Annotated in this window: 22 protein-coding genes; 11 read left to right on the forward strand and 11 right to left on the reverse strand. The window is 60.7% G+C overall.

Translation table 11 applies throughout. From position 1 onward, the window contains the following. Positions 1-9: 9 nt before the first annotated feature. The 7 genes from ACZZ0D_RS20805 to ACZZ0D_RS20835 are packed head-to-tail and all read left to right on the forward strand — an operon-like array spanning position 10 to position 6,503. Positions 10-1,233: a type II and III secretion system protein family protein gene (locus ACZZ0D_RS20805; RefSeq protein WP_212546352.1), complete on the forward strand. Its 1,224-nt coding sequence runs from the start codon at positions 10-12 to the stop codon at positions 1,231-1,233. After that, on the forward strand, positions 1,230-2,420 hold the full coding sequence (locus tag ACZZ0D_RS20810; protein ID WP_463554165.1) for a pilus assembly protein: 1,191 nt from the start codon (positions 1,230-1,232) through the stop codon (positions 2,418-2,420). Before ACZZ0D_RS20805 ends, ACZZ0D_RS20810 begins: the two co-directional genes overlap by 4 nt. After that, complete coding sequence (locus tag ACZZ0D_RS20815) at positions 2,417-3,685, forward strand: CpaF family protein (RefSeq protein ID WP_463554166.1); 1,269 nt, start codon at positions 2,417-2,419, stop codon at positions 3,683-3,685. Before ACZZ0D_RS20810 ends, ACZZ0D_RS20815 begins: the two co-directional genes overlap by 4 nt. 18 nt (positions 3,686-3,703) lie before the next feature. Then, complete coding sequence (locus ACZZ0D_RS20820; RefSeq protein WP_463554167.1) at positions 3,704-4,588, forward strand: type II secretion system F family protein; 885 nt, start codon at positions 3,704-3,706, stop codon at positions 4,586-4,588. A 1-nt stretch (position 4,589) separates the two neighbouring features. After that, positions 4,590-5,474, forward strand: a complete 885-nt coding sequence (locus ACZZ0D_RS20825) for a type II secretion system F family protein (RefSeq protein WP_463554168.1) — start codon at positions 4,590-4,592, stop codon at positions 5,472-5,474. Between the two features lie 23 nt (positions 5,475-5,497). Beyond that, the gene (locus ACZZ0D_RS20830; RefSeq protein WP_463554169.1) at positions 5,498-6,220 is read left to right on the forward strand and encodes a tetratricopeptide repeat protein; all 723 of its coding nucleotides are present in this window, start codon (positions 5,498-5,500) and stop codon (positions 6,218-6,220) included. A gap of 10 nt (positions 6,221-6,230) precedes the next feature. Then, on the forward strand, positions 6,231-6,503 hold the full coding sequence (locus ACZZ0D_RS20835) for a DUF3613 domain-containing protein (RefSeq protein WP_463554170.1): 273 nt from the start codon (positions 6,231-6,233) through the stop codon (positions 6,501-6,503). 685 nt (positions 6,504-7,188) lie between these two features. Here ACZZ0D_RS20835 and ACZZ0D_RS20840 read toward each other — a convergent pair. Continuing rightward, positions 7,189-7,956 carry a response regulator gene (locus tag ACZZ0D_RS20840; RefSeq protein ID WP_463554171.1) on the reverse strand — a complete coding sequence of 256 codons (768 nt, stop codon included), beginning with the start codon at positions 7,954-7,956 and terminating at the stop codon, positions 7,189-7,191. A 126-nt stretch (positions 7,957-8,082) separates the two neighbouring features. After that, on the reverse strand, positions 8,083-8,553 hold the full coding sequence (locus ACZZ0D_RS20845) for an A24 family peptidase (RefSeq protein WP_463554172.1): 471 nt from the start codon (positions 8,551-8,553) through the stop codon (positions 8,083-8,085). Between the two features lie 75 nt (positions 8,554-8,628). Between ACZZ0D_RS20845 and ACZZ0D_RS20850 the strand changes: the two genes are divergently transcribed. Both ACZZ0D_RS20850 and ACZZ0D_RS20855 read left to right on the forward strand, forming a co-directional pair. Continuing rightward, positions 8,629-9,084 carry a TadE/TadG family type IV pilus assembly protein gene (locus ACZZ0D_RS20850; protein WP_463554173.1) on the forward strand — a complete coding sequence of 152 codons (456 nt, stop codon included), beginning with the start codon at positions 8,629-8,631 and terminating at the stop codon, positions 9,082-9,084. Continuing rightward, complete coding sequence (locus ACZZ0D_RS20855; protein WP_463554174.1) at positions 9,081-11,834, forward strand: PAS domain-containing sensor histidine kinase; 2,754 nt, start codon at positions 9,081-9,083, stop codon at positions 11,832-11,834. The genes ACZZ0D_RS20850 and ACZZ0D_RS20855 overlap by 4 nt, the downstream gene beginning before the upstream one ends. On the opposite strand, the gene ACZZ0D_RS20860 is transcribed toward ACZZ0D_RS20855, so the two are convergent. The 6 genes from ACZZ0D_RS20860 to ACZZ0D_RS20885 form a co-directional block, all read right to left on the reverse strand. Beyond that, positions 11,831-13,819: a pilus assembly protein TadG-related protein gene (locus ACZZ0D_RS20860; RefSeq protein WP_463554175.1), complete on the reverse strand. Its 1,989-nt coding sequence runs from the start codon at positions 13,817-13,819 to the stop codon at positions 11,831-11,833. The two genes, ACZZ0D_RS20855 and ACZZ0D_RS20860, sit on opposite strands and share 4 nt — an antisense overlap. Before the next feature lie 216 nt (positions 13,820-14,035). Beyond that, positions 14,036-14,581: a hypothetical protein gene (locus ACZZ0D_RS20865; RefSeq protein ID WP_463554176.1), complete on the reverse strand. Its 546-nt coding sequence runs from the start codon at positions 14,579-14,581 to the stop codon at positions 14,036-14,038. Between the two features lie 507 nt (positions 14,582-15,088). Next, positions 15,089-15,646, reverse strand: coding sequence for a DUF4136 domain-containing protein (locus ACZZ0D_RS20870; protein ID WP_053116918.1), 558 nt, complete (start codon positions 15,644-15,646; stop codon positions 15,089-15,091). Between the two features lie 53 nt (positions 15,647-15,699). Continuing rightward, entirely contained in the window at positions 15,700-16,314 is a 615-nt protein-coding gene (locus ACZZ0D_RS20875; RefSeq protein WP_053116917.1) for a DUF4136 domain-containing protein, read from the reverse strand. 12 nt (positions 16,315-16,326) lie between these two features. Beyond that, positions 16,327-17,076, reverse strand: a complete 750-nt coding sequence (locus ACZZ0D_RS20880) for a methyltransferase (protein WP_463554177.1) — start codon at positions 17,074-17,076, stop codon at positions 16,327-16,329. Next, positions 17,076-17,378 carry a MazG-like family protein gene (locus ACZZ0D_RS20885; RefSeq protein WP_463554178.1) on the reverse strand — a complete coding sequence of 101 codons (303 nt, stop codon included), beginning with the start codon at positions 17,376-17,378 and terminating at the stop codon, positions 17,076-17,078. Before ACZZ0D_RS20885 ends, ACZZ0D_RS20880 begins: the two co-directional genes overlap by 1 nt. A gap of 243 nt (positions 17,379-17,621) precedes the next feature. Here ACZZ0D_RS20885 and ACZZ0D_RS20890 point away from each other — a divergent pair, with 243 nt between their 5' ends. Beyond that, a complete protein-coding gene (locus tag ACZZ0D_RS20890) occupies positions 17,622-17,915 on the forward strand; it encodes a hypothetical protein (RefSeq protein ID WP_007914623.1) in 294 nt (97 codons plus the stop codon). A 149-nt stretch (positions 17,916-18,064) separates the two neighbouring features. Further along, a complete protein-coding gene (locus tag ACZZ0D_RS20895) occupies positions 18,065-19,414 on the forward strand; it encodes an MATE family efflux transporter (protein ID WP_053116914.1) in 1,350 nt (449 codons plus the stop codon). Here ACZZ0D_RS20895 and ACZZ0D_RS20900 read toward each other — a convergent pair. The 3 genes from ACZZ0D_RS20900 to ACZZ0D_RS20910 are packed head-to-tail and all read right to left on the reverse strand — an operon-like array spanning position 19,408 to position 22,436. Beyond that, positions 19,408-20,283 carry an alpha/beta hydrolase gene (locus ACZZ0D_RS20900; protein WP_463554179.1) on the reverse strand — a complete coding sequence of 292 codons (876 nt, stop codon included), beginning with the start codon at positions 20,281-20,283 and terminating at the stop codon, positions 19,408-19,410. The genes ACZZ0D_RS20895 and ACZZ0D_RS20900 overlap by 7 nt on opposite strands. A gap of 18 nt (positions 20,284-20,301) precedes the next feature. After that, positions 20,302-21,096 carry a DUF4123 domain-containing protein gene (locus ACZZ0D_RS20905; protein WP_463554180.1) on the reverse strand — a complete coding sequence of 265 codons (795 nt, stop codon included), beginning with the start codon at positions 21,094-21,096 and terminating at the stop codon, positions 20,302-20,304. Continuing rightward, on the reverse strand, positions 21,093-22,436 hold the full coding sequence (locus tag ACZZ0D_RS20910) for a contractile injection system protein, VgrG/Pvc8 family (protein WP_463554181.1): 1,344 nt from the start codon (positions 22,434-22,436) through the stop codon (positions 21,093-21,095). Before ACZZ0D_RS20910 ends, ACZZ0D_RS20905 begins: the two co-directional genes overlap by 4 nt. Between the last annotated feature and the right edge of the window lie 223 nt (positions 22,437-22,659).

Here is a 22,659-nt window from a genome sequence, read left to right on the forward strand (position 1 = left end):
TCCAAGTGCATGCCGAGTCGTTGCTGGCCGACCTTAAAACCAATGCTGCAGGCCATGTTGTTGATGGGCCTGTCGATGGACGCCGTGTGGGCGGCCACCGGTAATTGCTCGGCACTCGGGCGCATGCCGCCGGTGATCGAGATCGGCGAGGGCTTTCAACAGGATGTGCAATCACCGGTGGCGATCACGCGGCTGGCGATTGGTGATCCGAAAATCGCTGACGTGCACGCCAACGGCAGCTCGTCTTTTCTGCTCACCGGCGTCGCGCCCGGCGCCACCAGCCTGATGGTCTGGACGTCGTGCTCCAGCGAACCGCGCCAAAGCATGGTGTTCGTGCAAGGCGCCGCCACCGCCGCACTCACCGGCGCCAGCCTGCCGCCGTCAGAAGATCCGACCTTGCCGTCGCAAGTGCAGACCGACATTCGTTTCGTCGAAGTCAGCCGCACCAAACTCAAGGAAGCCACCGCCTCGTTGATCGGTGTGCGCGGCAACTTCCTGTTCGGCTCGCCCGGCACATTGCCGAATATTGATGGTGTGCCGCAGCCACGCTTGCCGGTGAACAACGGTCTGTTCAACTTCTCGTGGATCGGCGGCAAGACCATGGCGATCATCAATGCGCTTGAAGGCAGCGGCTTCGCTTACACCTTGGCGCGGCCGAGTCTGGTGGCGCTGAGCGGGCAGAGCGCAAGCTTCCTTGCTGGCGGTGAAATCCCGATTCCGGTGCCCAGCTCCGGCAGCGACACAGTGACCATCGAATACAAGGAATTCGGTATTCGTCTGACGCTGACGCCGACCGTGATCGACCGTAATCGCGTCACCCTCAAAGTCGCACCAGAAGTCAGCGAACTGGATTACGCCAACGCCATCAACATCGGCGGCACCCCAGTGCCCGCGCTGACCGTGCGCCGCACTGACACCAGCGTGTCGCTGGCCGACGGCGAAAGTTTCGTCATCAGCGGTTTGATCAGCACCACCAACACTTCGCAGGTGAACAAGTTTCCGGGCCTGGGCGACATCCCGGTGCTGGGCGCATTTTTCCGTGATTCGCAGATCAAACGCGAAGAGCGCGAACTGCTGATGATCGTCACCCCGCACCTGGTGCAGCCGCTGGCCGCCGACGCGCAACTGCCGTCGTTGCCGGGGGAAAAACTGCGCAACTATGACCCGAATTTCTATCGCATGTTCTTCCTCGAAAACGGCAATTTCGACAAGCGCAGTGGGTTGTCCCAATGAGCCAGAGCCTGAGCCAGACGTTCCTCGCCATCACCCGCAACAGCACCGATCTGGAATGGCTGCAAAGCGCCCTCGCGCCGCTCGGCCAAGTGGTCAGCGCCGGTGGCGGCAGCCTCGACGAATTGCTCGCGCTGGTCGATGTCACCTTCGCCAATCTGGTGTTTGTCGGCCTTGATCGCGAACACGTCGTGGCGCAGAGCGCGCTGATCGAAGGTGCGCTGGAAGCCAAACCGATGCTGGCGATCGTCGCCCTCGGCGACGGCATGGACAATCAACTGGTGCTCAATGCGATGCGCGCCGGTGCACGGGATTTCGTCGCCTACGGTTCGCGCTCCAGCGAAGTCGCAGGATTGGTGCGGCGCCTGAGCAAACGTCTGCCGCCGGTGGCACCGAACACGCAACTGGGTGGCCTGACCGTGATGTATGGCGTGCAGAGCAGCTCCGACGGCGCACTGTTGGCCAATCACATGGCGATGGTCGTGCAAAAGAGCGGTCAGCAAACCTTGCTCCTCGACCTCGGTCTGCCCCGTGGTGACAGCCTCGCGTTGCTGGGGCTGGAGAGCTCTTTCCACTTCGGTGATGCCCTGCGCCATCTAAGACGCCTCGACGCCACGCTGATCGACAGCGCCTTCACCAGCGCCGAAGCCGGGCTGCGCATCCTCGCTTACGCCAGCAGTGACGAGCCGCTGGAAACCACCAGCGCCGCCGAATTGTTCATGCTGCTCAGCGCCCTGCGTCAGCACTTCCAGCACATCGTCGTCAACCTCACCGGGCAAGCCGACAGCGAAGCCTTGCGCACCTTCGTCAGCCATTGCGACAAGCTGCTCTGGTACACCGATCAGAACGTGCTCAACTGCCGACGCAACCTCGCCGTGCTCAATAACTGGCGCGAGAAAGGCATGAAACTCGACCACGGCCGACTGCTGATCGACCGCTATTTAAGCAACGTCGCGCCGGATGCGGAAACCCTCGGCAAGACCTACAACCTGGAAGTTATCGCGGTTCTGGCGGCCAACGCCGAAGTCCGTCTCAACGCGAAAAATCAGGGTGTCAGCCTGTTCGAACTGGCCCCGCGAGAAAAACTCACGCAAAGCCTGCGCGCCCTCGGCGAACGTCTGGCGAAACGCTCCGAAGGTCTGGCGAAACCGAAAATCACCTGGTTCGGGCGCCTGCGAGGCAACACATGAGCAGCGAAAAACTCTTCGGCGCCGCTCAACGCGGGGCGACGGGCAACACCGACCACGAAGGCCTGAAACTGGTGCTGCACCGCTACATCATCGATGCCATCGAAGAGTCGGGGAAAAACCTGCTGGAGGGCTCGCGCCAGCAACTCGCGCAATTCGTCACCGACAAAGTCGCTGAATACATCGCCCGTTTGCACCTGGCGATCTCGCGTTATGAGATGGAGCGGCTGGGCGAAGAAATCGTCGACGAGCTCACCGGTTTTGGCCCATTGGAAGTGCTGCTGCGCGATCCAACGGTGACGGAAATTCTGGTCAACGGCCCGCACCGGGTGTTCATCGAACGCGACGGCGTGCTGCATCAAAGTGACCTGCGTTTTATCGATGCGCATCACGTTGAACGGGTGATGCAACGGATTCTCGCGCCGCTCGGTCGGCGTCTCGATGAGTCGTCGCCAATGGTCGATGCGCGCCTGCCGGATGGCAGCCGGGTCAACGCGATCATTCCGCCGATTGCCCTCGACGGCCCGTGCCTGTCGATTCGGAAATTCCGTAAAGACATGCTGAAAAGCAGCGACCTGATGGCGATGCAAACCATCGATCTGCAGATCTTCGAATTCCTCCAGGACGCGGTCGGCAAGCGCTGCAACATTCTTATCAGCGGCGGTACCGGCACCGGTAAAACCACGCTGCTGAACATCCTCAGCCAATTGATCAACCCGCACGAACGTCTGGTGACCATCGAAGACGTCGCCGAATTGCAGCTCGGCCACCCGCACGTGGTGCGTCTGGAAACCCGTCCGCCGAATGCCGAGGGCCACGGCGAAGTGAAGGCCAGCGACCTGATCCGCAACGCCCTGCGGATGCGCCCCGACCGCATCATCCTCGGCGAGATTCGTGGGGTCGAAGTGGTCGATGTGCTGACCGCGATGAACACCGGCCACGACGGTTCGATGAGCACTGTGCACGCCAACAATGCGCAGGATGCGCTGCTGCGTCTGGAGACGCTGGTCGGCCTGACCGGTCGCGCCATCGCCGAGCGCACCTTGCGCCAGATGATCTGCGCGGCGCTCGACGTGATCATCCAGTTGACCCGCATGCCCGACGGCCGCCGCTGCGTCAGCGAAGTGGTGGAAGTGGTCGGCATCCGCGAAGACGTCTACGTCACCAACACCCTGTTCCGCCTCGACCGCCGCACCGGTTTCGGCTTCCTCCGTGAAGCGGTCAATCCGGCGGGCGACAAGTTGCGCCACGAGACTCACCTCGGCTGACGGCAAGGAGTGCAGAGCATGCTGGGAGCGTTCATTCTCATCACCTTGTGTCTGGTTTTGCTCGGGCTGTCGCTCTATCTGTTCCTGCACGGCCTGCGTAAAACCGCCAACGAAAAAGTCCTCGGTCGACTGGCCGCCGGGCAACCGCAACTGGCTGAAGAAAAACCCAGATGGGTGGGCCTTGAACGCATGTTTCTGCGTGCAGGATTAGGCCGTCCGACCGAGCGATTTGGTTTGTGGATGAGCCTGTGGGCGGTATCTATGGGCCTCGGTTATCTGTTGTTCGACTGGGTTGGTTTGCTGGTGATGCTGGTCGCTCCGCCGCTGATTTTGCGGCTGTACATCGCCTTCCTTTATCGGCGCCGAATCAAGCGCATGATCGAGCAGCTGCCGCAGTTACTCGATCACACCGTGCGCAGTTTGAAGTCTGGGCGCACCTTGAGCGACGCGGTCATGGGCGGCATCGAAGCCAGTGACGATCCGCTGAAAAAAGCCATGGGCCGGGTGCAGCGCAACGTGCAACTCGGGGTCAATCTGCCCGACGCGGTCAGCGACTTTGCCGAGCTGTACGAGCAGGACGAACTGCGCATGTTCGCCCTCGGCCTCAAGGTCAATCACCGCTACGGCGGCAACGCCAGCGAGCTGCTTGAGAACCTGATCAAACTGATCCGCGAACGCGATCAGGGCGCCCGTCAATTGCGCGCCCTCACCGGAGAAACACGAATGACCGCGTGGGTGCTTGGCTCGCTGCCGATCATCCTCGTCAGCTATTTCATGCTGACCAATCCCGGTTACATGCTCGGCATGTGGCACGACTCGGGCGGCCACACCATGTTGATCATCGCAGCGCTGTTGCAAGTGTTCGGATGCCTGGCGCTGTGGCGCATGTTGCGGAGTGTTTGAAATGCTCTATCTCGCCGCCCTGATGTTATTGCTCGGTGCCCTGCTGCTGGTGGCCAACCACTTGCTCACCGAGCGCCGTCGCGTACGTCAGGTCAACCAGCGTTTGCAGGGGCATCTGGTGCGCGAAAACCGCTTCGGCACTTGGTTGCGCGCGTTCGGCAACACGCGTTTTGGTCGGCGCTCGGTGAGCATCGACAGCGAAACCCAAACCCTGCTCAGCCGCATTGGCTGGCGCCGCGCCAACGAGCGCGCGCTGTTCGCCGCCTGCCAGATCGGTACACCGTTGCTGACCCTTGGCGTCGCGGTGTTTCTGCAGGAAGTGTTTTTCCCTCACGCCGACAACGAATGGATCATGCCGATGCTCGCTGCCGGCGTCGGTTACCTGTTGCCCAAACGCCTGCTCGCCTACGCGGCCGGGCGTCGGCAGAAAATCATCTCGGTGGAAATTTCGACGTTCATTCCGCTGCTGCGCATCCTCTTCGAATCCGGCATGGCGGTGGAACAAGCGCTGCGCGTGCTGAGCATCGAGGGGCAAAAACTGCTGCCGGAACTGACCAGCGAACTGCGCCTGATCCTCGTCCGTGTCGACTCCGGACTGGAGCTCGGTCAGGAGCTGAACAAAGCCGCGGTGATGCTCGCCGTCGACGAATTCACCGACACCTGCGTGATCCTTCAACAACTGATCCAACAGGGCGGCGGCGCGATGAAATCGCTGCTGGCGCTCAAACAACTGCTGGATGACCGGCGACTGACACGCTTGCAGGAATACATCTCGAAGATGTCGGCAAAAATGTCGGTGGTGATGATGTTGTTCCTGTTCCCGGCGCTGCTGATCGTCCTCGCCGGCCCCGGCTTCACTGCGATTACCCGGGCGTTTGCATCCTGAATCCGACTCATGGAGCGTGTTTGATGAAAGTACTGATAGTCATCGCCAGTCTGCTGCTGCTCGGCGGTTGCGCCACCAACGGCCAGGCGCCGTGGACGTCGCTGCTGTCGCCGTCCAGTTGCAGCAAACTTTCCTCGGAACAGGAACTGGCGCTGAACCTGGCGGACGACCTGGCCAACGACGGCAAACTGCACGCCAGCCTCGCCAACCTCGAAAGCCTGCCGGATAACCTCAGCGAAGTGCGTCTGCGCAAAGCCAAGGTCTATCGCCTGCTCGGCCGCAGCGAAGCCGAACCGCTTTACCGCAGCCTCGTCGGCGGCTGCCTGACCGCCGAAGCCGAACACGGCCTCGGCCAACTCTATGCCGCGCGCGGCGACAACGGCCAGGCCCAGGCGCACCTGCAACGCGCCGTGCGCCTGGCGCCCACCGACGAAAAAATCCGCAACGACCTGGGCGTGGTCTACCTCAACCAACTGCGCCTGAACGACGCCAGCTTCGAATTCCTCACCGCCCTCGAACTCAAGCAAAACAACCAACTGGCGGCGCAGAACCTGGTCACCTTACTGCTCTACCAGAACAACTGGCCGCAAGCCGCCGAAATCGTCAGCCGCGCCAAACTGACCCCGGATCAATTCACCGAAGCCCAGGAACGCGCGGAAAAACTCAAAGCCCCGGTCAAAGCCAAACCCGTGCCCGGCAACCAGGTCGCGGTCGTCGCCGACCCAATGCCGTCCTCGATCAAATAAGGAGACAGCCATGAATTCCGTTAAAGGCCTGTGCTACCTGACCCTGCTCAGCCTGCCCCTCAGCGCCCACGCCATCGACGCCGGCCCCGCCTCGGCGCAACAACAGGAAACCGAAGGCTGGCTCGTCCTGCAAAGCCGCAACCAGGCCGCCTCGAAAAACCCACAACCGGCGACCGCCACTGAGCGTGAATTGGCGATGCAGCGCTGGATCAAAAAATACAAATACGAAATCCCGGATCTGTATGACCCGGATGCGGGCGGGAAGATTGAGACCAAAAATTAGAAGCGGGTTGACCATCCGACCGCTTTCGCGAGCAAGCCCGCTCCCACAGTTGACCGAGTTCCTGCAGCTGGAATGCGGTCAACTGTGGGAGCGGGCTTGCTCGCGAAGAACGATGACACGGTCTTACGTCTGTGGATCAACCCGGACAGCCTGAAACCTTTGGAAAGATCCCGGTGATTCCAAATACAAAGTCAACCATCAAAAGCAAACCCTCACCCTAGCCCTCTCCCGGAGGGAGAGGGGACTGACCGGGCTGTTTGGGCGAGGTACGCCGACGTGGGATACCGAGTTGAACTCAAGTTTTGAAAAGCCCAAAAATCGGCCCCCTCTCGCTCGGGAGAGGGCTGGGGTGAGGGGCGAATCCAACGAAGATCAAAAGATCGCAGCCTTCGGCAGCTCCTACAAAGGATGAGCGCAAGCTCGACAAGCTTTTGATTTTGATCTTAGAGCCCGTCGGGAGGCTGAGCGGGAGGGATTCATACGGGGAAAGCATCGAGAGGAGGTGCAGCGAAGCAAACCGTAGGCGATGCCCCCGGATGAACCCGGAGCGAAGGAACCCGAGCCTTAGCGAGGGCCGGACGTCAGGGCAAAGCGTTTTGGTTACTTTTGGGCGTCTGCAAAAGTGACCCGCCGTAAGGGCGGAACCAATACCCGCCCCACCACAAACAAAGGATATGTACCCAAATCAATGCGCCGTAACCCGCCCCCGCCCAGGCGAAAGCGCCAACGCCAACTGCGTCCGATTATGCATATGCGTCAACCGTAAAACCTGCGAAACATAAAGCTTCACCGTGTTCTCGGTAATCCCCAACTCACAAGCAATCTGATAATTCGTCTGCCCCTTCCCCACCAACCGCGCCACATCCAACTGCCGTGGCGACAACTGATTGAAAATCTCCGGCATCTCCGCCGCCTCAGCCTCCCCACCCAAACTATCCCGCACCACCGTCGCAGGACTACGCCGAACCTTATCCAGATCCTGATAAAGGTCATCAATCGACTCAGACAAAAACTGCAACTTCTGATTCAAATGCCCAAGCTGCACACTCTTGTGCCGCTCCTGCAACGCCAACTCCTGACGCTGCAAACCCTCCAGCAACTCCGCCAGATCAATCGGCTTCTGATAATAATCAGCAATCCCCGCGCGCAACGCCTTGATCACGTCCTGCTTGTCCGCGCGCCCGGTCAACATGATCGCCTCGAACGCCCGCTGCTTGCCAGCCAGCCGCTGCAACGCCTGCACCAGTTCAATGCCGTCCATCCCCGGCATGTGCAGATCGCACAACACCAGACCAATCTGCGCGTCTTCAGTAAAACGCTCGATCGCCTCTTGGCTGGAAACGCAGGGGACGCAGCGATAACCGCTGGACTCGAGAAACTCGCACAACTCCTCGACAATCAAGGGTTGATCATCAACCACGAGGACTTTTACCGCAGACGTAAGCTTGTTCACGTGCCACTCCATGCCCTAGGCCAAAGCTGACCATTCCTGTACTGACAGCTCTCGGCTGTATAACCAGCTCCTTTGAAAGTAGACGTACTTTCCGACTATGTACATAGAACTAGTGGCACCCGGCGACTAGTGGATCCAATAGAAAGCCAGCCCCGTGCCGAGCAGCACAAACGGCGCAAATGGCAGCTTTCTTGACGATCCCGGGCCCAAATATCGAAGACGATCTCTAAGCCCTTGACTCATATGCAGCCAGACTCTTGGCGCGAGCAGCAGCCAAAGCACACTGGCGATACCGGCGCCGACAAATGTCCAAAGAACGAAAATACCGTCCGTCGCAAGGCCCAGAGCTGTCATTAATTTCACATCGCCGGCGCCCATGCGGCCCATCAAATAACCCGGCAGGGTGAACGCCAACGCCAACAAAACCGCCCAGCCGCCCTGCCCGGCCTGAGCCCCCAGCCACGTGCTGCCGGTGGCCAATAAAAACCCCAGCGCCAAGGCACCGACACCGACGGTCAAGAGATTGGTGATGCGCCGCTGCCGGGCGTCCTGAGCGGCGCAAACCAGCAGCCATACGAGAAGGATAAAACTCTGCATCCGGTAAAAACCGTCCGTTTTTGCTGAATGATTCTATGCTGATACTACGCAGTGACTGTCAGGGTAGACGCACTCATGAAAAACGGCTTTCGGAAGTCGCAAAAAGGTGCGGTGGCGATTGAGTTCGCCTTGGTGTTCGTGATCTTTTTTGCAGTGTTTTACGGCTTGATCAGCTACAGCCTGCCGTTCGTGATGATGCAATCATTCAATCAGGCAACGGCTGAAGCCGTGCGCCGTAGCGTCGCCGTTGACCCGACGACGCCCGGTTATGCGACGGCGGTCGTCAATGCTGCGAATGCGGCTCTGACTCAACAACTATCGTGGGTGCCGTCGTCGTTCAATTTGGTGATTGGCACCGATACCAGCGCGGTTTTCGACAGCACTAAAGGTCTCAACGGCACGCTCACCGTCAGCGTCAATTACCCGGTCAGCAAACTCAATCAGGTGCTGCCGTTTCTGGTGCTGCCGGGAGTTGGCACCGTGCCCAGCCTGCCGACCAATCTGACCGCCCAATCGAGTCTGCAATTTTGACGGCGGGCGATAAACTTTTCGGGCGGTTGCTCAAGCGTTCAGCGATCGTCGCTCACGAACCGTTGGAGCCTCTGGTCTCGCCGATGCTGGGCCTGCACATTCATCTCGACGATGACGGCGCGGTATTGCAGATGGCCGGGCCGTTGCGCCATGTGCTCAAACAACAGAAACCTCACGCTCAACCATTGCCACTGACCGACTACTTGCTCGCCCACAGTTGCCTGGCCATCGAGGGTCAGCCGAGTGATTGGCAGGGGCAACTGCTCGATCTCGACTTCGCCTGCCTCGGCGATCAGGTACTGCATTTGCGCGGCTGGGCGCAGCGCTGGGGCAACGGCTGGCTGTTGCAATTGATGGACATCGCCGACTTGCTCATCGAACGCCAGCAAGCGCGTCACCACGACGCCTGCCAAGTGATCGCCGGGCAAATCAGCGAACAATTGCGCAGTTGCGGCCCGCTGCGTTTGCCGGCGATTGTCAGCGAACAACTGCAAGTCATCGCCCAGCGCTGGCACATCCCTTGTCTGGCATTGGCGCTGCTCGATGAACAGGAACAGGGCTGGCAAATCTATCGACAGTTCCAGGCCCATGACGCGCCCACGCTGTGGCACGACGGTCAGCGACTGGGCACGCCGCTCGACAGTTTGAACGGCACCGCGCCGCAGCGACTCGATGCGCACCACGGCCTCAACGAACATTCGCGCGTACAGATCATCTTCGGCAACGCCGACGGTTTTGCCGTGCCCTACAGCGATGATCGCGGCGTGGTCGCATGGCTGCTCTGCGGTTTTTACGACGTTGATCACGCAGCGCCCTATCTGACCGTGCGCGACTGGATGTGGCTGGCAAGTTCACTGGCGGCGCCGTTGCTCGGGCGTCTGCGCGAGCAGCAACATCATCGCCAGCACGAACGTCTGGAATCCCTACAGACCTTGCTCGGCACCGGTTGGTGGGAAATCCCCGGTGTCGGCGATGCGGTGCAATTGGCACCGTCATTGGCGGCCGCCCTGCATCTGCAGGCGACACGATTGACCCAGGAAGAATGGCTGACGCAGATCCACCCTGCCGATCGCGAGGAAATGCGCAGCGGTCTGCACGCGCTGCAACAACACGGCGAGCCGCTGACCTTGAGCGTGCGTCTGCACCCTGCGGATAACGAGCAGGCGCCGACGTGGTTTCGCGTGCAAGGACAAGTCACCGGCAGCGCCGAACACCGGCGGCTGGTCGGTTTCATGCTCGACATCAGCGACATCAAAAACCAGCAACAACTGGCCGCCGCCGCTCATGCGCGGCTGGACAATCTGATCGCCAGTTCACCGGCGGTAATTTACGTGCAGCACTACGCCGAAGGTGCGTTGCAACCAGCATTTTTCAGCGCCAGCCTGCAACCGCTGCTCGGTTTGCGTCTGGAAGATTGCAGCGCGGCGGCGCTGATCGAGCGCCTGCATCCGGAAGATCGCGAGGTGTATTTCCAGCGTACTCGGCAGTTGCTGCGCGAAGGTTCGGTGCGTGCGCGTTATCGCCTGCGTGACAGCCGTGGCGATTATCACTGGCTGCTTGACGAGGCCAAATTGCTGCGCAACGACCTCGGTTTGCCGGTCGAAGCCGTTGGCCTGTGGCTGGATGTCACCGATGCAACGCTGGCCGCTGAGCGGATCAAACAAAGCGAAGAGCGCTACCGGATTCTGGTCGAAGATTCACCGGCGATGATCTGCCGCTATCGCCCGAATCTGACCCTGACTTTCGGCAACCGGCCACTGGCTAACTATCTGGAATGCACGCCGGAACAATTGCCGGGCATCGATCTGGGCACCTGGATGTCCGACGAGCAGCGCGCCGCGTTCGTCCAGCGCCTGACGCTGCTGACCCCGGACAACCCGGTGAGCACCGCTGAAATAAGTCTGCAATTGCCTGGCCGCGAACATGCCTGGTGGGTGTGGTCGGATCGCGGCGTGTTTGATGAACGCGGGCAGTTGATCGAAGTGCAAGCGGTGGGTCGCGACAACACCGAAGTGCGCCGTTCGCAGCAGCAGCTCACGCAGAGCGCAAAAATGGCCACCCTCGGCGAGATGGCCACGGGGCTCGCCCACGAAATCAATCAGCCGCTGAACGTGATGCGCATGGCCATCGTCAACGTGCTCAAGCGCTTGGGCAACGGCGATGTGCAGGTTGATTACCTGACCGACAAACTCAACCGCATCGACGCGCAGGTGCAGCGTGCGGCCAAGGTTGTCGATCACATGCGCGTGTTCGGCCGCCGTTCGGAGATCGAGCAGCAACTGTTCAATCCGGCGTCGGCCATCGAAGGCACGTTGTCACTGTTGGCTGAAGGCATGCGCGGTAAAGGCGTGGATCTGCGCATCAGCGACACCGGTTTTCAGGTGCAGGTGCGCGGTTATGTCGATCAACTGGAGCAGGTGTTGATCAACCTGATGGTCAACGCCCGCGATGCGTTGTTGAGCAAGCGCGAGAAGGATTCGAGCTTCAAACCGTGGATTTCGATTTATGCCGAGCGTGATGATGAGAAGGTCAGGCTTTGGGTCGAGGACAACGGTGGCGGCATTGATCCGCGATTGCTCGAGCGGATTTTCGAGCCGTTTTTTACTACCAAACCGATCGGTGTCGGCACGGGGTTAGGGCTGTCGGTGAGTTACGGGATTATCGACAACATGGGTGGGCTTTTGAGCGTGCGCAACTCGGTCGAGGGCGCGCGGTTTTGTATTGAACTGCCGATTGCGGCGGACGATTAGATGACTAGATAGGCTTTGCCGGTCTGGCCGCAGGTCATGTTGGCGCCGACGTCGACGTCCATCAGGTTGATGCCTAGGCTTTTTAGCAGGTTGTTGAGTAAGGGGTCGAGGAGCGGGCTTAGCAGGTTGGTGATTACGGGCAATATCTTGCTGGTGACATCACTGATCAGAGAGGCAACACCCGTCACGATAGCCCCCAATGGATTGCTGCCAAGCGGTCTGTAAACGATCAGATTGATACCCGCCAAGGTGCTCGACAGGCTGCCGACAATATTATTGGTAGGCACCGCCGATTGAATGCTCGGCGGCAATTTGAGGTTGGCTGGAGTCGCGAACGGGGTGGCGCTGGAGAACAACAGATCCTGCGAGTTTTGCGCGACGCTGGTGTCGAGCATGATTGCAATACCACCAGCACCGTACTGAATATGTGTGGAGGGGTCGCAACTGCCCAGCCCGATGATCCGGTAGCAACTCACGATGCCAAGGTCTATCAGCGGCAACGGTGTAACGGTGGGCTCGGCGACGGAAGAGAAGGCGTTAGTTGGATCGATCGTGCCGAGCTTGAGGTCGGCAATTGAAGTGACGGTGTGCGCAGTCAGGCTCTTGGTGCCGGTTGTTCCGGTTGGGCAGCTGTAATCGGTGACATAACTTTCCGCGCCGCCGGCATCCAGGCTGATATCGATTTTCGGGGTCGACAACAGCTTCGGATCCAGTTGCTTGCAGCCAATGCAAACAACCGATTCCAGTATCGCCACGAGATTCAGGTTCAGTGCCGCATTAAGTGTCGAGGTCAATCCACCAACCAGTCCCAGCACCGCATTGGTCAGCCCGGTGACCCCGGACAATCCCGTCAGATCCACCGAGATCAAAGTGCGAATCTGCGCGGTGCGCACAAAAATCCGATCCGCACCCAACGGGTCGACCTTGGCGCGCGCCGGATCACCAATCGCAGAAAACTGCGGCGGCTCGATCACCTTCACTTTCACCGTGACATTCGCCAGCCCCAACACACTGATCGGCAACGTCGCCGCCACCGCGCTTTTGCTGTTGGCCAGTTGAATCACGCCCTGCACCAGTTGCAGCAGTTGCAGATTGGCGTCGAGCCCCGCCGCCGTGGTGCCGGTCTGCAATTGCAGAATATCGCCAAGTTTGACCGGCGCCGCGTTGATCGCCGCCACCTGCAACTGGCCCAGCGCGGTGATCACCTCTGCGGTGGCGCCGTTAAGTTGCACCACCGTCGCGGCGGCCTGAATCAGTTGAGTGACCGTGGCCTGGGTGTTGAGCAGTTGCGTGTAATTACCGGCGGCGACGTTGAGGTTGATCGCCAATTGGTTGAGGTAGCTGAGCAGGTTGATATCGGTTTTGAGCAAGCCGTCCCAGCCCAGCGCCGTGAGGTTGACGTTACCGCCGAGCAGCCCGGAAAACAGCGGATTGAGGATGTTCGATTGCGCGGTATTGATCGTGGCCAAGGTGCTGCGAATGTTCAGTTGGGCGATGGTCGGCTGGGGTTTCGCGGCGACGGCCGTGGCGTTAAGCGTGGTGTTGAGGCTGACCGCCGTGCCGCTGAATAACGCCTGCACGCCGCCAGCAAAACTGGTGGTGAGGGTGTGACTGCCGACTACGCGCACCGCTGCCGCTTGCGTGGCATCCACGGTGAACGAGCGCAATCCAGTCGCGGCCGTGACTAACGAACCACAGGTGGTGGCGAGGGTGTTGTTGGCATCGACGGTAAAACCATTACGCACCGCGCTTTGCCCGGCGTAAGTGGCAGCGGTCAAACCGGGTAGACAGTTGCCGCCACGGCTCACCGCCTCCAGCGCAGCGTTATCCACCACCCGCTGCAATTTGCGCTGCTCCATGTACAAGCGCCCGGTGTCGACCACCAACAGCATCGCCACCAGCGCCACACTCAGCGTGGCAGCCGCCATCAACCCGATCGCCCCGCGTTGCCGGGCCGGGCCATTGAACTGCGAACGAGGCGACATGGCGCACTCCTTTGCCGGCGCACTGCCGAGCGCAACCTCCATTGATGCGATTGAGTGTAGACGCGACCGAGCAACACTGCTGGCAACACGCCAGCGCACACAGCACAAAACCTGTAGGAGCCGAGCTTGCTCGCGAAAGCGGACTGTCTGCCAAATCATTGTTGAATGTGCCGGCCTCTTCGCGGGCAAGCCCGGCTCCCACAGTGACCGAGGTGCCTACAAATTCTGTGAACACCCCAAAACCTGTGGGAGCGGGCTTGCTCGCGAAAGCGAACTGTCTGCCAAATCATTGTTGAATGTGCCGCCCTCTTCGCGGGCAAGCCCGGCTCCCACAGTGACCGAGTTGCGCACAAATTCTGTGAACACCCCAAAAACCTGTGGGAGCGGGCTTGCTCGCGAAAGCGGACTGTCTGCCGAATCAATGTTGAATGTGCCGCCCTCTTCGCGGGCAAGCCCGGCTCCCACAATGACCGAGGTGCGCACAAATTCTGTGAACACCCCAAAAACCTGTGGGAGCGGGCTTGCTCGCGAAAGCGAACTGTCTGCCAAATCAATGTTGAATGTGCCGCCCTCTTCGCGGGCAAGCCCGGCTCCCACAATGACCGAGGTGCCTACAAATTCTGTGAACACCCCAAAAACCTGTGGGAGCGGGCTTGCTCGCGAAAGCGAACTGTCTGCCAAATCAATGTTGAATGTGCCGGCCTCTTCGCGGGCAAGCCCGGCTCCCACAGTGACCGAGGTGCGCACAAATTCTGTGAACACCCCAAAACCTGTGGGAGCGGGCTTGCTCGCGAAAGCGAACTGTCTGCCACATCAATATTGGATGTGCCGCCCTCTTCGCGGGCAAGCCCTGCTCCCACAGTGACCGAGTTGCGCACAAATTCTGTGAACACCCCAAAAACCTGTGGGAGCGGGCTTGCTCGCGAAAGCGGACTGTCTGCCGAATTAATGTTGAATGTGCCGCCCTCTTCGCGGGCAAGCCCGGCTCCCACAATGACCGAGGTGCGCACAAATTCTGTGAACACCCCAAAAACCTGTGGGAGCGGGCTTGCTCGCGAAAGCGAACTGTCTGCCAAATCAATGTTGAATGTGCCGGCCTCTTCGCGGGCAAGCCCGGCTCCCACAATGACCGAGGTGCCTACAAATTCTGTGAACACCCCAAAAACCTGTGGGAGCGGGCTTGCTCGCGAAAGCGACGGGGCACTCAGCATTTATCTGCCTGACACACCGTCTTCGCGAGCAAGCTCGGCTCCTGCAGGGATTGGGATTTCAGCGCGGTGGGTAGTTGGCGAGGATTCGGGTGACGGTCTCGCGGATGGCGTTGCTGCGATCTTCCGGGTTCGGTTTGCTGGCGAGCATTTGCTCGTCGCTGCCGCGCCACACCAGTTTGCCGTCCTTGCCGTCGAGCAAGTCGATCTGGATGGTCGCGACTTTGTAGGTAATGTTGCGCGTTTCGTTGTACATCGGCGCGCCCCAGTAGCCATTCCAAGGGCCACCCCAACCACCGCCGTAGTTGGTCGTCACTTGCTGCTGACGATCCTCGACGATCAAGTAAGTCTGCACACTCAAATCACCTTTGGCCCCGGCAGCGGCCGGGCGCAAACCGCGTTGATCGAGTTGATCGGTGACGGCCTGGCGGATGCGTTGCTCGGTCAGGTCGCTTTTGATCCGTGGATCATCCGGGCGATATTGCAGGGCGGGTTCTTTCCAGCTCCAGTTGCGATACGCAGCAAAATCGCGGCTGGCGTCGAAGTCATGATTGACCTGATTGGCGGCGCAGGCGCTGAGCAACGCGGCCATGGCCAGTAAGGCGAGACGACGGAACATGGTTTTTCTCCGGTAGAAGACATGACCTGCACAAGCTTCTCATTTGCAAGAAGCTAACTGGGAGGATACGCCGACATGGCCTTTTCCACAGCCTCCCGGATCGAATCGGCTTGATCACTCTGGTTGCCACGGGTGCCTGTTTCGGCGCTGGAACTCCAGACCGGTTGTCCGGTACCGGCGTCGAACAGATCTACCTGAACGACGACCACTTGTTCGGAGTACGTGCGCACGATCGGCACGCTGTTGTACATCCCGTAACCCCGACCATAACGATCATAGCCACTGTATCCGCCGCCGTAGTAGCCGTAATCGTCCTGCACCTGACGCAAGCGTGTTTGCAGACTCAGGTTGGCGCTGACCAACAGGTCGGCCGGACGATTGTCGTGCAGCGGGCGCAAACCACGCTGATCCAGCGCGTTGCTCACTGCCTCGGCCACTTGCGCCGAATCCGCCCACGCCGTGCCTGGCGGCAATTGGCCGTTGAGCCAGGCCCAACTGCGATAACGCCCGTAATCGCGCGGCGGTGCCGGGTAAGCGCTGCGATCAAAGGTGTTGGCGGCTTGCGGCGGCGCCGGCGGCAAGGGCCGCGACTGCGCCACGTAAGGGTTGCTGCCCTCGCAGGCGGCCAACCCCAGACAGATCAGCAATAACCCGGATTGAGCTTTCATTTCGCGCTCCGATCAGATCGGCCGGCAGATCCAGTGCAAGTAACGCCCAAGCCCGGCGAAGCTTGGGTGGCGACGGTGAGCGAGCTCCATCTCGAGCAAATCGACGAGTTCGGCGCGGGCCTGGAATTCCACCGGCATGTAGTCGTGGAAAACCCGGATCCCGCTCTGAGTTTCGACCTGCCACAACCCTTCGAGTTGCGTTGCCAATTCCCGTGGATCGAGGGGCTGCTGCGGGGTCAGGCTCTGCTTTTCACCGGCCATGTCGTTCTTGCGCATTTTCTTGAAATGGCCTTTGAGCAGGTTGCGGTAAATCAGCGCGTCGCGGTTGTAGAACGCCAGCGACAACCAGCCGCCGGGCTTGGTCAATTGATGCAGCACCGGCAGGATCGCGTGGGGTTCGGCGAGCCATTCGAGCACGGCGTGACAGATCACCAGGTCATACGGTTCGGTGAGTTGCCCAAGCAATTCCTGCCACGGCGCCTGAATAAACGTCGCGGTCTGCCCGGCTTCGGCGAAACGCTGGCGCGCGCCTTCAAGCATCGGCTCGGCCGGTTCGGTGAAGGTCACCTCGTGGCCGCGTTCGGCCAGCCACAGTGACATGTGGCCGAGACCACCACCGATGTCGAGCACGCGCAACGGCCGATCCGGCAGCGCTTCAACGAGGTCGGCCTGCAACACCGCGAGGCGAATCGCGCCTTTGGCACCGCCGTAGATTTTTTCGGCGAAACGCGTCGCCAACTGATCGAAATGCCGGTCGCTCATCAGCTGAACCGCCGTTCGCTGTCGGCGAGCTTGGCGCGCACCACTTCATTCATGTCCAACCCCAACTCGCTGCACAGCAGCAACAGGTACAGCACGATGTCGCCGACTTCCTGCCCGGCATGGGCGAGTTTGTCAGCGGGCAACTGGCGCGACTGGTCTTCGCTCAGCCATTGGAAGATTTCCACCAGCTCAGACATCTCGACGCTGGCGGCCATGGCCAGGTTTTTCGGGCTGTGAAATTGCCGCCAGTCATTGCGGTCGCGAATGACGTGCAGGCGTTCGGTCAGTTCAACAAGGTTCATCGGGCTCTCCTGAAGGCGTATAGCTTCAAGCGGATACGACCTGAAGGCAAGCAGCGCCGGTGATCTATTGTGGGAGCGGGCTTGCTCGCGAAGGCGTTGGATCAGTCAATTGAAGTGTTGAATGACACACCGCTTTCGCGAGCAAGCCCGCTCCCACAGGATTGGGGTAAACCCACTATCATGCAGGGAACTCGGCCACCTGCGTTGTGGCCCAAGGCTCAGCTCTTTCATCAGGATGCACACATGCAGGTAGAAAGCTTTTTCGAATGGCTCGGCCAGGCGCTCGGGTCGGTCATCCGCTTTATCGTCGATGGCCTCAGCGGGCTGTTCAATATTCTGAGCAATGCCGGCGGCAACTTTGTCGACGGGCTGGCGAAGACGCTGGGGATGGACACGTCGATCATCAGCATCATCGCGCTGATTGTCGGGTTGATGCTGTTGTGGTCGGCGATTCGGGCGTTTATGAATGCGTCGATTATTGCCGGGATTATCTGGTTGTTGCTGGGGTTGTGGTTGCTGAGCTGGATTATTCACTGACACCACCGCCCTCCTGTAGGAGTGAGCCTGCTCGCGATAGCGGTGGTTGAGTTGAAACATCTTCAGCTGACACACCGCTATCGCGAGCAGGCTCACTCCTACAGGGGATAGCGTTAATCGCTACAATGCCGCTCCCCCAAGGAGCCCGCATGTCCAACCTGACCACCGACTGGCGCGACCGCCCGACTCACCGCAAGGTCTGGGCGCTGGCTGCGCCGATGATCCTTTCGAATATTTCCGTGCCGCTGGTGGCGCTGGTCGACAGCACTGTCATCGGCCATTTGCCCCACGCCCATCAATTGGGCGCTGTGGCGGTCGGCGCCAGCCTGTACACCTTTCTCGCTTGGGCCATGGGTTTTCTGCGCATGGGCACTACCGGTTTTGCCGCGCAAGCAGCCGGGCGCAGTGACGGCGCGGCGTTGCGGCAGATTCTCTTGCAAGGGCTGCTGCTGGCGATGGGTCTGGCGCTGGTACTCGGCACCCTCGGCGTGCCGTTGAGCGGCGTGGCTCTGCATTTCATGCAGCCGTCGGCGGAGCTGGATCAGCTCACCCGCGAGTTTTTCCATACGCGGCTGTTCGGCCTGCCGGCGGCGCTGGCCAGTTACGCGCTGGTCGGCTGGTTCCTCGGCACGCAGAACGCGCGGGCGCCGCTGGCGATTCTGCTCAGCACCAACCTGATCAACATCGCCCTCAATCTGTGGTTCGTCATCGGCCTGGACTGGGGCGTGGTCGGTTCGGCCCGCGCTTCGGTGATCGCCGAATGGAGCGGCGCCCTGCTCGGCCTCTACATGACCCGCAAAGCCCTGCGTGCGTATCCGGGGCACATTGCCTGGGCGGCGTTGAAGCTGTGGCAGAGCTGGCGCCCACTGCTGGCAGTCAATCGCGACATCTTCATCCGCAGCCTCGCCCTGCAATCGGTGTTTTTCCTGATCACCGTGCAAGGCGCGCGGCTGGGTGATGCCACCGTCGCCGCCAACGCGTTGCTGCTCAATGGCTTGCTGCTGACCGCCCACGCCCTCGACGGCCTGGCCCACGCCGTCGAAGCCCTCTGCGGCCACGCCATCGGCGCGCGTGATCGCCTTGCGTTGCGTCGATCGCTGGTGGTGGCTGGCGGATGGTCATTGATCGCCAGCGTCGGTTTTGCCGTGCTGTTTCTGCTCGGCGGGCACCTGTTTATCGAGATGCAGACCAACATCCAGAGCGTGCGCGACACCGCATTTATCTACCTGCCCTACCTCGCCGTGCTGCCGTTGATTGCGGTGTGGAGCTACTTGCTCGATGGCCTGTTCATCGGCGCCACCCGTGCGCGGGAAATGCGCAATGGCATGTTGATGACCGTGGTTCTGCTGCTGCCCTTCGCCTGGGCGCTGCAAGGTCTGGGCAATCACGGCCTGTGGATAACGTTTCTGCTGTTCATGGTCTTGCGCAGCCTGACGCTCGGCGCGCAAGCGCTGTGGCTCAAACGCAATGACGGCTGGTTCAACGGCGGCGCTCACTGAGTGGGCGTGTGCTCGATGAAGCCGACCACCTGATCGAGCACCGGCGCCAATCGCCGCAACGGTCGTGACAGTGTCGCCACCAACGTGATGTGGCTGGGCCGCGAGTAATACACATCCTGCACCGGCACCCCGGCTTCGCGCAGTTTGCGAGCGAGGCCGCCGGTGTTGCGCGTCGGATTGACCAGATCATCCTTGCTCGCGGCAATCAGCAACGCCGGTGGCGCGCCGCGACTGACGTGATTGATCGGCTGCGATTGCGGCGGCGAATTCGGCCAGAAGAACACCGGGCGCACATCAGGGTTCTCGATCGGCAGAAAATCATACGGCCCGGCCAGACCGATCCATCCGCTGAGATCTTTCGGCGACATGCCGACCTTCCCCAGCAAATCGCCATCCAGCGCCAGCATCGCCGCGTTGTAGGCGCCGGAGCTGTGGCCCATCAAATACAGGCGCTGCGGGTTGCCGGAATATTCACTGATGTGTGCCTTGGCCCACGCCACCGCCCGCGCGCCGTCTTCGAGAAACAGTGGATAACGCACCTGCGGATATAGCCGATAATCCGCCACCACTGCGACAATTCCGCGCGACGCCAGCGCTTCGCCGACAAAGGTGTAGTCACCACGGTCGCCGCTGTTCCAGCTGCCGCCGTAGAAAAACACCACCACCGGCGCGTCCTTGAGCGGATGACGCGGCACATAGACGTCGAGCCTCTGCCGTGGATCGTCACCGTAGGCAATCCCAGCGGTTTTATCGAAGGTATCTTCGGGCGTCAGGGCGTTGAGCACCTTCACCGGCGAACAACCGCCCAGCACCAACAGTAAAATCCCGCCGATCAGCGCGCCAAACCGTTGCCGCAAAGTGCCTGCCATGGATGCCGAACCTCTGTTTCAGGGTTGATCGTTCTGCCACTGACGACGCACATGGTCGAGCCCTTCCTGCTGGGTCAATCCCGCCGGCGGCGGCAGCAACACAGCGCGCGGATGCAGCAAGCGTAGCCACAACCAGCCGTCGAGCACACCGCGGTCGCTGAAGCCCAGCGCCAGACCTTGTTGAACATGGGAGGCCATCGCCGCGTAGTCGGTTCCAAGCGATTGGCACCAGCGCCAGATGTGCTGCTCCAGCAGACAGGTTTGCAGGCGCTCGCGTTGCTGCGCGGTCAGATTTTCTTCAACCCCGAGCGGCGCCACCGCCAAGCGTGGATTGCGCAATTGCTGCCAGCCGTGACTGCCGATTGCCCGGTCGGCCCAGGTGCCGCCGTACCAACGCAGTTGCTGGATTGGCCCGAGCCAGCGGCTCAACTCGCGGGCATCGCAGGCGTCGAAGAAATAGCTGGCGGTCTGGCGGTTGTAGTAACTCAGCAGCGCCCGGTGATGCAGGCCGAACGACACGGTGAGCATGCGCCGCAAATGCAGGAGCAATTCCGCGCTCGACACTTCGCTATCCAGCAACAAGCCGCGCCAGGTCTGCGGGTCGCGCTGACAGCATTCCAGCAGCGCCTCGCTGTCGTGCAACTCGATCAACAACGGCCCGTGCTCGCGCAGCGGTTGAAACTCCGTGGCATCGAACAGCCAGAAGTGCCGCAAGCCGGCAAACTCTTCACGCAGATTCTTCAGCGCCTGCGGTGCTTCCTGGACATCGAGTAGCAGCCATTGCGCCAGCGGTTCGAGCATGACGTCGCTCATCCGCGACCGCTCTGGTCGAGTTCACTGACCAACCGGCAGCTGCAGATTGATTCGCGACAATGGCTGTAACTGCCGCCGCCGGGGATCAGGCACAGCAGCAGCAACGGTTGCGCCGACTTCAGCCATTGCGGCAGGCCTTCGGTGATGATCTGCTCCGGCAACGGGGTATCTTGCTCAGGCTCTTCATCGGCCAGCGGCGCCTGTAAAACCCCGCTGATCACCGGTTGATCCGGATCGCCTTCAAGAAAACTCACCACCACCTCGACCCCTTCGCGCAGCAATGGCAACGCCTGGTCGGCCAACGCCGGCGCCAGCGGCAGCCAGCAATGACTGGCCGCAGCGCCTTCGCCCTGATACAGCCAGTCGAACTGCACCGCCACCGGCCGCGAGCGATCCGGACGCGGCTCATCGACCGCCACCACCCAGGCCCGTTGCAAACTTTGCATGCGTGGGCGCGCGGGCACGGTTTCCGGTACCGGCGCGGCATCCTGCAAGACCGCGAAAATCCGGTTGGCGTAAGGCTGTTCGAGGGACATATCGGCGTGATGTTCGACACGCGACAGCAGCCATTCACGGTTGCACTCGGCAAACGGATGCCCCGCCAGCGGCAACCAGCGGCCACTGCGCAAGCAGGCCAGATCAGTTTCGCCCTCGGCCCTCTGCGCCGCTTGCGTACCGCCCTCGCTCGGCGACCATGCGTTGTGCAATTGCCAGCGACGTACCGCCGGCGCTTCGTCTTCTATCACGTCAGCAAATTGCGCGGCACCGGCCCGAGGCAATTGCGCGACATCGTCACCGAACACCAGACAATGGCCGTCACGCCGATGCTCGAAGTGATAGTGGATGCCCGCCTGCGCGCACAACCGCTGCAGCAGTTGCAGGTCGGACTCGCGGTATTGGGTGCAGAACGCCAACGGCGGATAGTCGCCGCCCAGCTCAAAGCGTCGCTGCCCACCGCTGATCCCGTGTTCTTTGAGCACTTGCGCGAGAATTTGCGGCACCGAGCAACCACTGAACACCCGCTGACTGAAACGCAGCGCCAGGCAGTTCAATTTTGGCCCCAGCCGCGCGCGGCACAGGCGGACGCCCGGGCCATGCTCGTGCTGAACCAGGCTGTGCAATTGCCCGTGCACACCGTTGCGCAGCGCATCGAAATGCAGGAACACCGAGCGGTGCAGCAGACCGGCGAGATCCAGTTGCACATCGTCGATCAACACATCGATCTCAAACGCAAAGGGTTCGCTGAGGGCTTCGTTACCGGTAAACGCCAGCACTTCGAAGGCGTCGGACAGACCCGCTACATCGAGACGAAAGGTCGGCTCGTTGACTGGATCAAACATAGGCGGATCTCTACAGGAGGGGCGGCCGGGGATTCTCGCCGAGACCCATGGCTGAGTAGAGTGCCGAAGTACAACTTAGGAAATGACCTACGCGAAAAGCAGACCGGATGACTTTGCTGGCCGGGATGGCCAAGGATTTCGCGGGGAAGTTGGGATATGTCCCACCGGGTTATCCGAATTTTCCACAGCCAGTGGGGAAAATTTCAGACAACCCGGTTTAAGG

It is taken from the genome of Pseudomonas sp. AC193 (assembly GCF_979258075.1).